8 protein-coding genes are annotated in these 9,499 nt (G+C 72.5%); 6 read left to right on the top strand and 2 right to left on the bottom strand.

Features of this window, described 5'->3' with window-relative positions; genetic code table 11:
• Positions 1-174: 174 nt before the first annotated feature.
• Positions 175-978 carry an SDR family NAD(P)-dependent oxidoreductase gene (locus ACIA8D_RS41540; RefSeq protein ID WP_399240691.1) on the bottom strand — a complete coding sequence of 268 codons (804 nt, stop codon included), beginning with the start codon at positions 976-978 and terminating at the stop codon, positions 175-177.
• Between the two features lie 120 nt (positions 979-1,098).
• Here ACIA8D_RS41540 and ACIA8D_RS41535 point away from each other — a divergent pair, with 120 nt between their 5' ends.
• Positions 1,099-1,767 carry a TetR family transcriptional regulator gene (locus tag ACIA8D_RS41535; protein ID WP_399240689.1) on the top strand — a complete coding sequence of 223 codons (669 nt, stop codon included), beginning with the start codon at positions 1,099-1,101 and terminating at the stop codon, positions 1,765-1,767.
• Positions 1,768-2,035: 268 nt separating this feature from the next.
• Positions 2,036-3,364, top strand: a complete 1,329-nt coding sequence (locus ACIA8D_RS41530; RefSeq protein ID WP_399240687.1) for an FAD-dependent oxidoreductase — start codon at positions 2,036-2,038, stop codon at positions 3,362-3,364.
• Between the two features lie 816 nt (positions 3,365-4,180).
• On the opposite strand, the gene ACIA8D_RS41525 is transcribed toward ACIA8D_RS41530, so the two are convergent.
• Positions 4,181-5,644, bottom strand: coding sequence for a regulator (locus ACIA8D_RS41525; RefSeq protein ID WP_399240684.1), 1,464 nt, complete (start codon positions 5,642-5,644; stop codon positions 4,181-4,183).
• A gap of 298 nt (positions 5,645-5,942) precedes the next feature.
• Here ACIA8D_RS41525 and lipB point away from each other — a divergent pair, with 298 nt between their 5' ends.
• The 4 genes from lipB to ACIA8D_RS41505 all read left to right on the top strand — a co-directional run bounded on the left by lipB (position 5,943) and on the right by ACIA8D_RS41505 (position 9,050).
• Complete coding sequence (gene lipB / locus ACIA8D_RS41520; RefSeq protein WP_399240682.1) at positions 5,943-6,746, top strand: lipoyl(octanoyl) transferase LipB; 804 nt, start codon at positions 5,943-5,945, stop codon at positions 6,744-6,746.
• 112 nt (positions 6,747-6,858) lie between these two features.
• On the top strand, positions 6,859-7,824 hold the full coding sequence (gene lipA / locus ACIA8D_RS41515) for a lipoyl synthase (protein WP_399240680.1): 966 nt from the start codon (positions 6,859-6,861) through the stop codon (positions 7,822-7,824).
• Positions 7,825-8,058: 234 nt separating this feature from the next.
• Complete coding sequence (locus ACIA8D_RS41510; RefSeq protein ID WP_399240678.1) at positions 8,059-8,256, top strand: hypothetical protein; 198 nt, start codon at positions 8,059-8,061, stop codon at positions 8,254-8,256.
• Between the two features lie 80 nt (positions 8,257-8,336).
• Complete coding sequence (locus ACIA8D_RS41505; protein WP_399240676.1) at positions 8,337-9,050, top strand: DUF4191 domain-containing protein; 714 nt, start codon at positions 8,337-8,339, stop codon at positions 9,048-9,050.
• The last annotated feature ends 449 nt before the right edge of the window (positions 9,051-9,499 follow it).

Genomic DNA, 9,499 nt, shown 5'->3' with positions numbered 1-9,499 from the left:
GATCAGGGAGCGGGGCCTGGTGCGTGCGATCGCAAGGCGGAGGAGGGAGGCGACGCGGAGCGTCGTCGACCGACGACAACGCCGCGAGCGTGCGCACCAGGCCCCGCGAGCCCGGCCTGATCCAAACGACAAGCCCCTAGCTGTTCAGCGGCAGCTCAGTAGTGCGTGCCGCCGTCAGTAGTGCGTACCGCCGTCGATACGGATCTCCGTACCGGTGATGAACTTCCCGTCCTGCGACGCGAGCATCGCGACGACCCCGGCCACCGCCTCGGGACCGGCGAAGCCCTCGCCCAGCGCGGGCGCCAGCTTCGTGAACAGGCTCCAGTCGGTGTCCTCGGGCAGGCCCGGGCCCTGGCTCTGCTTGCTCGCGCCAGAGCCGTCGGTCATGCCGGACGCGATGGAGCCGGGCTGTACGGCGGTGAACCGGATGCCCTGCTTGCCGTACTCGGCGGCCAGCGCGTGCGTCATCGACTGGATGCCGCCCTTGCTCGCCGCGTACGCCGCCATGTACGGGTGGGCGAACATCGCGGACGTGGAACTGAAGTTGACGACGGCGGCGGACTCGCCCTGGAGCAGTGCGGGTATCGCCTCGCGGATCATCAGGAAGGTGCCGGTGAGGTTGACCGCGAGCACCTGGTTGAACACGGCGAGCGTCGTCTTCTCGGTGTGCGAGGAGCGCAGGATGCCGGCGGCGTTCACGAGCACGTCGAGCCCCCCGAGCGTCTGTACGGCGGTGGCGACGGCGGCGCTCACGGAGGCCTCGTCGGCGATGTTCACGACGACCGTGGTGAGGCGCTCGGCGGCGGTGCCCGCCTTGCCCACGGTGTCCTTGAGGCCGGCCTCGCTGACGTCGGCCGCGACGACCCGGCCGCCCTCCGCCAGCATGCGCAGCACGGTGGCCTGGCCGATGCCGGAGCCGCCACCGGTGACGAGCACACGGCGCCCCTCGTAGCGGTTGAGGCCGTTCTGGCTGTTCATGGTGACTCCTCACGTCCCTGTGTGCGTCCTCGCACTGCGCTCACCGTACGCTTCGGTGGCACGTTTTGCCATAACGGCGTTCTGTGCCATTTCATTCCCGGTGCGGTTACGCTTCGTCGGGTGAACGAGCCCAGAACGCCCTCTTCGCCGCCCGCGCAGCCCTCGCTGACCGACCGCCGCAAAGCGGCGACCCAGCTCGACATCGCCCGCGCGGCGATGGAGCTGTTCACCGAGAAGGGCCCCGACGCCACCACCGCCGAGGAGATCGCGCGCGGCGCCGGGGTCGCGCTGCGCACCTTCTACCGCTACTTCCGCAACAAGCAGGACGCCGTGGGCCCGCTGCTCGCGTCGGGCGGCGACCGCTGGCGCGAGCTGCTGGCCGCGACGGAGCCGGGCACGCCGCTGCCGCAGGCCCTCGAGTCGGCCGCCGCGGCGACGCTCTCGCCTCCGGACGAGGCGGCGGAGGAGGCACTGCGGGGCACCCGGACCCTGTTGCGCGCGGCCCAGGACGATCCTGCGCTGCGCGCGGTCTGGTACCGGGTCAACCAGGAGTCGGAGGAGAAGCTCCTCGCGGTCGTGACCCACCTCGCGGGCCCCGACGCGGACCCCCTGGAAACCCGCCTGACGGCCGCCGCGGCGACCGACGCGATCCGGGTGGCCCTGGAACTCTGGTCCACGACGGAGGCCACCACATCCGGCCCCGACTCCCCGGCGGCCTTGGCGATCCGGGGCCTGCGCCATCTGACGGCGGGGACGGGCGGGGAGCGGGGAGCGGGGGCCGACGAGTAGCGGGCGGAGGGACGGGAGGCGGGGGCCGTCGGGCAACGGGCCGGGGGCGGCGGCGGGTGGGGGATCGCCTGCGTCCGTCGGGCGCGTCCCGGTTGGAGGCGCGTGGGTGTGCGACCGGCGTGCCCCCGTGCCGCCCCCACGCGCGACTGCCCGGCACCCGCGGCGCGCCTACCCTCGAGTTCCCTGGGCCCCGAACTCAGGTATCCCGAGGGCGCGTTGAGGGCATGAGCCCCCGGACGCCAGCCACCCGACCCGCCGGAGGCACGCCGTGCTCGATCGCGCAGACGCAAGTTCGGGAGCCATCGTCGTCGTGGGCGCCGGGGTCGCGGGACTCGCGGCGGCCCGGCACCTGACCAGGGCAGGCCTGCGCCCACTGGTCCTGGAGGCCGCCACCGGCATCGGCGGCCGCATGTCCACCGAGAAGGTCGACGGCTTCCGCCTCGACCGGACCGGCCGCCCGCTGTGCACCTCGTACCCGGAACTGCGCCGCGACCCCGCCCTCGCACCCCTCGCCCTGCGCCGCTTCTCCCCCGGCGCGCTCGTGCACAGCGGAGGGCTGCGGCACCGGGCGGGCGAGCCCACCGACCCCCGGCGCACAAGGGGCGCACTCAGCGCGGCACGCGCCTTGGCGAGCGCCCCCCGGAGTCCGCGTGGAACGCGCCCCACCCTCGGCAGCCCGCTGGACCACGCGCGCCTGAGCGCGTCCCTGTCCCGGCTCGCAGCGACGGAGCCGTCCCGCCTCCTCGCCCGGCCCGAACTCCCCGCCGCCCAGGCCCTCTTGAGCCGCGGCCTGCCGCCCTCGACCCTCCACGGTTTCGTACGCCCCCTGCTCTCGGCCCTGCTCTGCGACCCGGACCTCGGCACCTCCAGCCGGTGCGCCGACCTCGCCCTGCACGCGTACGCGTCGGGCCGGCTCGCCGTGCCGGAGGGCGGCGCCGACGCTCTGCCGGAGCTGCTCGCGGCGGGCCTGCCGCTCGGCACGGTACACACCGGCGTGCACGCCACGGCCGTCGCCACGACCTCGGTCACGACCACGGAACTCGGCCAACTCCCGTGCCGCGCCGTGGTGTTGGCGACCGGCGCGCACGACGCCGCCGAACTCCTCCCCGGCCTGCGGGTCCCCGCCTTCCACGAGGTCACGGTCGTGCACCACGCCATGCCCGAACCACCACTCGCCGAACCCGCGCTGCTGCTCGACGCGGACCGGCTCGGCCCGGTCGCGCACACGTCGGTGATCAGCCAGGTGGACCCCACGAGAGCCCCGGCGGGCCGCGCCCTGGTCTCCTCGACGGTCCTCGGCCCACCCCCGACGGACCGCGAACTGCGCGCCCAACTCGGCGCCCTCTACGGCACGTCGACCACCGACTGGGAAACCCTGGCCGTGCACCACGACGCCCACGCCGTGCCGGCGATGCCACCCCCGCACGACCCGCGCCGCCCGGTCCGCCTCCTCGACGGCCTGTACGTGTGCGGGGACCACCGGGACGCCAACACGGTGCAGGGCGCCCTCCACTCGGCCCGCCGCGCGACCCACGCGCTCCTGACGGACCTCGGCATCCCCGCACCGACGACACCCCCACTCACGAACGCCGCCTGACCCCACCGACCGCGCCCGCCTCCGTGGCCCAACTCCGGGGGCGGGCGCGCCACCCCCTCCGGGGCCCCACCGGCCCCGCTCCTCGGCCCACGCCCTGCGGGGCCCGGCCCAGGCCACCGGTGGTGGACCATCGGACCTACGCCCCCTTCCCCACTCCCCGGGCCTCGCCCATCTCCCACCCACCCGCCCCCTCCGGGGGCTCCTGCCCCGGCCGGGGTTACACCTGTTGCACGGGGCCGTGCGGCGCTCCGTGCCGGGAAGCAGTGCCCCCGGCCACGCGAAGTACGTCCGCAGCGCACGGCTCCCCACCCAAGACAGTCGAGCCCACCCCCGCCACGGACCCAGCGCCGAACCCGGTCAAGGCCCACTCCCCCCTCTGGGCCACACATCAATGCCAGCAGGCGACGGCCTGCCCCGCAGACGCGGCGCACCTCTCACCCCAAACGCCGACCCGGACTCCGCGACGCCGCACAACGCCCCGCACCGGGGGGCGGGCGGGAGGGAGATGAGCGCCACACCCCCTCGGCGCCCCGAAGCGCCCGAAGGGAGCGGGCAAGTGGAAGATCGGCCAGGCCCGGCGCGGCCGGAACAAGGACCATCCCGCGCAACAACACCACAGACGCCGAAACCCCGGCACCGCACAACGCCCACCCCCGGGGTGCCGAAGCGCCCGAAGGGGGCGGGCGGGTGGGAGAGGGGCTACGCCCGGCGCAGCCGGAGCAAGGGACCCCACCGCGTAACAACACCGCAGGCGCCGACCCCGGCAAAGCTCCACACCCCGGCACCCCGCGTCACCACCAACGACCAGCCCCCGCCTCACCCCAACGCCGCAACCCTCTCCCGATACCCCCGGACGGGCCCCGCATCGCGATACGGCTCAAGCCGCCGCTCGAACTCCCGCACATACTCATGCGCCCGCACCGACCGCATGTCCGCCGCCGCCGACGCCGCCTCCGCCCCGAGCGCACACGCCGAGTCCAGCTCGCCGAGGCCAAGGCGTGCCGACGCCAGCACCACCCGGCAGAACAACCGGCTGCGCGCGAACCCCGGCGCCCGCAGCTGCAACGACCGCTCCGCATGCTGCGCCGCGGCCCGGTACTGCTGGAGGTCCCGGTGGCAGTGCCCGAACTCGTCCGCCAACTGCGCCTCGTCGAAGAACCGCGCCCACGGCGGCACCTCGTCCCCGGGCCGCACCGCCCCGAGCGCCCTCTCGGCCCGCACCAGCGAGGCCGTGCACGCCCGCACCTCCCCGAGCACCCCGTGCCCGCGCGCCTCCACGGCATGCAGCAGCGCCTGCACCGCAGGCGGCGCCGAAGCCCCTACGCCCTGCTGTGCGACCCGCGCGAGCTGCACCGCCTCCCGCCCGTGCCCGAGGTAGACGGCCTGCCGGCTCATGGTGACCAGCACGTACGAGCCGTACATCCGGTCCCCCGCGGCCTGCGACAGCCGCAGCGCCTGCACGAAGTACCGCTGGGCCAGACCGTGCGCCGCGATGTCGTACGAGGTCCAGCCCGCGAGCCGGGTCAGGTCGGCGACCGCGCAGAACAGGCGCCGCCCGTGCTGCTCCCCGTACGTCCCGCGCAGCATGGGTTCGGCCTCGTGCTCCAGGTACCGCACGAGGGCCTGCCGCGCGTGCCCGCCCCCGTACGCGTGGTCGAGCGCCCGGAACAGTTCGCCCACCGAGCGCAGTGCCGCGATGTCCCCGCTCGTCACCCGGTGTCCGGGCCCGCGCTCGGTCCGCCCGCGCTGACGCGGCACGGCGCCGCCCGCCGCCCCCGGCACCGCGACGGGCCGCCCCTGCACCGGCACCCGCGGCAGCTGTTCGCCGTGGGCGACCCGGTCGTCGGCCCGGCCGATCAGCCAGTCGCGGCTGGGCACGACGAGTCCGGCGGGGGTGAACGCGATCTTCCGGAGTTCGGCGTGGCTGCCGGAGTCCTTGCGCCACAGGCCGCTGACGATGTCGACGGCCTCCTCGGGCGACCCCGCGAACTCCAGCCCCGCGTACACGGGCGCACACGCGTCGAGCCCCAGGTCCTGCGCGGAGAGGCGGCGGCCGAGCCGGCGTGTGAACACCTCCGCGATGAGCGCCGGTGTCGTGCCTCTGGGCTGCTGTCCGCGCAGCCACCGGGTCACAGATGTCTTGTCGTACCGCAGGTCAAGCCCGTGTTCGAGCCCGAGCTGGTCCACGCGGCGCGCGAGGCCCGCGTTGGAGAAGCCGGCCTCCGCGATGAGCGCGGAGAGCTGGCGGTTCGGGGTGCGCTGCGGAGGTCGTTCCGTCATGCTGTGCGTTTGCCTTCCGGGCCCTTGGAAGCGGTAAAGGGGGGCCATCGAGTGCCCCCCTTTAGTCGCTGCTCCCTCATGGAACGGCGTGCTCCGTGACCGGCTCCCGCTCACGGACGGCGCTGAAATTATCACGCTGCGCACACGGCGTCCCCCGATCGGCCGAGCCAAACACCTCCTTCATCCGATCGTGTGACAAACCGCGCGAGGGGTGGACGGCGGGGCCTTCACTCGGGAGCCGTACAGTTGCTCCGGGCGCGTTATATGCACGGTGAAGGTTCTTAGGGAGGCACTTGCCGTGAGTGAGTTCCGGTTCGTCCGCATGGGTTTCGGTGCGGACATGGTCGATTACCAGGTGGCCTGGGACGAGCAGCGCCGTGTGCACGCCGCTCGCTTCGCCGACGAGGTGCCCGACACCTGTCTGCTCCTGGAGCACCCGCCCGTCTACACGGCCGGCCGCCGCACCGCTCCCGAGGAGCGCCCGCTCGACGGCACCCCGGTCATCGACGTGGACCGCGGCGGCAAGATCACCTGGCACGGCCCCGGCCAGCTCGTCGGCTACCCGATCCAGAAGCTCCCGCGCCCGGTGGACGTGGTCGCGCATCTGCGCCGCCTGGAGGACGCGATGATCGCGGTCTGCGCCGAGTTCGGCATCACGGCCGCGCGCGTGGAGGGCCGGGCGGGCGTGTGGGTGCTCGGCGACCCGATCGAGCAGCGGACGAACCTCGGCGGCCTGTCCCTGGACTTCAATCCGCGGCTCAGCAGCGAGGACGAGGAGTTCGACCACCGTCTCGTCGGCGCCGAGTACGCGCCCTCGAACGCGGGCCAGCGGCACGAGGACCGCAAGATCTGCGCGATGGGCATCCGCGTCGCCAAGGGCGTCACGATGCACGGCTTCGCGCTGAACGTGAACCCGGACACCTCCAACTTCGACAAGATCATCCCCTGCGGCATCCGCGACGCTGGCGTGACCTCCCTCTCGTACGAGCTCGGCCGCGAGGTCACGATGGACGAGGTGCTGCCGATCGCCGAGAGGCATCTGCAGGACGTCCTGGGGAACGCGGACCTCAAGCCGCGCGTGGTCGAGAAGGCCTCGGTCTAGCCCGTTCGGGGAATGCACCCCGCAGGCCACCGGTTGGCCACCCGTGAGGGCCACGAACATCACGGGCGTACCCTGATGTACGCCGAGGAATCAAAGCTTTAGGGAGCCGGTCGTGTCCGCAGTCGCACCCGACGGACGCAAGATGCTGCGCCTGGAGGTCCGTAACGCTCAGACCCCCATCGAGCGCAAGCCCGAGTGGATCAAGACCCGGGCGAAAATGGGTCCCGAATACACCAAGATGCAGAACCTCGTGAAGAGCGAGGGGCTGCACACGGTCTGCCAGGAAGCGGGCTGTCCCAACATCTACGAGTGCTGGGAGGACCGCGAGGCCACGTTCCTCATCGGCGGCGACCAGTGCACGCGGCGTTGCGACTTCTGCCAGATCGACACCGGCAAGCCCGAGCCGCTCGACCGTGACGAGCCGCGCCGCGTCGGCGAGTCCGTCGTCACGATGGACCTGAACTACGCCACGATCACCGGCGTCGCCCGCGACGACCTGGAGGACGGCGGCGCCTGGCTGTACGCGGAGACGGTCCGCCAGATCCACCGCCAGACGACCAATCGCGCGGACGGCCGCACCAAGGTCGAGCTGCTCGCCCCCGACTTCAACGCGAACCCGGACCAGCTGGCCGAGGTCTTCTCCTCCCGCCCCGAGGTCTTCGCGCACAACGTCGAGACGGTCCCGCGGATCTTCAAGCGGATCCGTCCGGGCTTCCGCTACGAGCGCTCGCTGAAGGTCATCACCGAGGCCCGCGACTTCGGCCTGGTCACCAAGTCGAACCTGATCCTCGGCATGGGCGAGACCCGCGAGGAGATCAGCGACGCGTTGCGGCAGCTGCACGACGCCGGCTGCGAACTGGTCACCATCACGCAGTACCTGCGCCCCTCCGTGCGGCACCACCCCGTGGAGCGCTGGGTCAAGCCGCAGGAGTTCGTGGAGCTGAAGGACGAGGCCGAGCAGATCGGTTTCTCCGGCGTCATGTCGGGCCCGCTGGTCCGTTCCTCGTACCGCGCGGGCCGGCTCTTCCAGATGGCCAAGGAGAAGCGGGGATCCTTCACCGCCTCGCAGGCCGTGTGAATTCACGCACAAGAGGCTACTGAACGGTAGTGGCCGGTAAGACGCGGTCCTGACGATCCCCGCAGCTAGGGGGCATCGTCAGGGCCGCGTCTGCGTTTGCGGCGCGAGCGTCAAGGCTTCATAGGTGTTTGACCGTCCGGTCACGCCCTGGTAACACCAATCAGTGACCCTGGAATCACGCCCCGTACACCCCGTGCCATCGCCGTGATCACCCTTCGAGGGGGGACCTCAACCATGCAGGCCGCGCCCGTCCGCGCCACCGCCATCCCGACCGTCACCGACGCACTGCGCGCCGTGGAGTCGCTGCTCATGAGCGGCGGCCAGCGCACCGCCCGCCGCAATGCCTGGACCTCCGTCCTGGAAGACCGCCGCCGCGCCAAGGACCGGGTGGAGGCGCAGCGCGTCCTGGAGGCCGCCGCTTCGCGGGGCTGATCGAACCAGGGACGAACCAGGGACGAACCAGGGACCGGTGCGGGTTCTGCCCGCTTCCCCGGCCACGTAGACTTCAAGACATGGCGAGGAAGGAAACTGCAGCGGACGCTGCTAACACCGGGCGGCTCAAGCAGATCGCTCAGACCTACAAGATGACCCGCAGGGTCGACACCAAGATCGGTCTCGTACTCGCGGGTGTGGGTATCGTCACCTTCGGTGTCCTCCTCGCGATCGGTTTCTTGATCGGTCACCCCATCTACCTCGGAATTCTCGGCCTCCTGCTCGCTCTCCTCGCGATGGCGATCATCTTCGGGCGCCGAGCCGAGAAGGCGGCCTTCGGGCAGATGGAGGGACAGCCCGGCGCGGCCGCGGCCGTGCTCGACAACATCGGACGTGGCTGGACGACGACCCCCGCGGTCGCCATGAACCGAAGCCAGGACGTGGTGCACCGCGCGGTCGGCAAGGCCGGCATCGTGCTCGTCGCGGAGGGCAACCCGAACCGGGTGAAGTCGCTCCTCGCGGCCGAGAAGAAGAAGATGGCCCGCATCGTCTCCGACGTCCCGGTCAACGACTTCGTGGTGGGCACGAGTCAGGGACCCGAGGGAACGGTTCCGCTGAAGAAGCTCCGCACGACGATGCTGAAGCTGCCGCGCGTGCTGACCGGCCCCCAGGTGACCGCGACCAACGACCGGCTGAAGGCCATGGGCGACCTCATGTCGAACATGCCGCTGCCGAAGGGTCCGATGCCGAAGGGCATGAAGATGCCGAAGGGCGGCGGCGGCCGAGCCCGCTGACACGCTCCGCTGCTTCTGCGTGAACGCTGCTTCCACGTGAACGAGGCGGGGCGGGCCCGGCGGGGTGCGGCCCCCCCCACACCACGTAGCGCACGTAACCCCCCGCCCACGGCCCGTCGGGGTGGTGGGGCGCCGGCGGCGGGGGGGGGGTGGGGGGCGGTCGGGGGGGTGGGGGTTCAGGGGGCGGGGGGTGTGGTGGGGGCGGTCGAGGGCGTTTTGGTTGGCGGTGTTGCCCTGGCGGATGGGGGGGGGGGTGCCGTGGGGGGCGCGGCTTGCGGGGGGGCGCGACCCCGGGGGGGGCGCGCCGGCCCTCGGGCGGGTGGTTTGCACCCGGCGGGGGGGGGGGGCCCTCACCCAAACGACAAGCCCTAGCCGCAGTACCGGTGGCCGTCACCCGTACGGTCCCCTGACCTGTGCGTTCGTGCCGCCTCCCCGGACATCCTTGGCAG

Source organism: Streptomyces sp. NPDC051684, from assembly GCF_044453445.1.
GTDB lineage: Bacteria > Actinomycetota > Actinomycetes > Streptomycetales > Streptomycetaceae > Streptomyces.
Note: the sequence above shows the minus strand (reverse complement) of the source record. Positions and strands in the feature narration are given on the sequence as shown.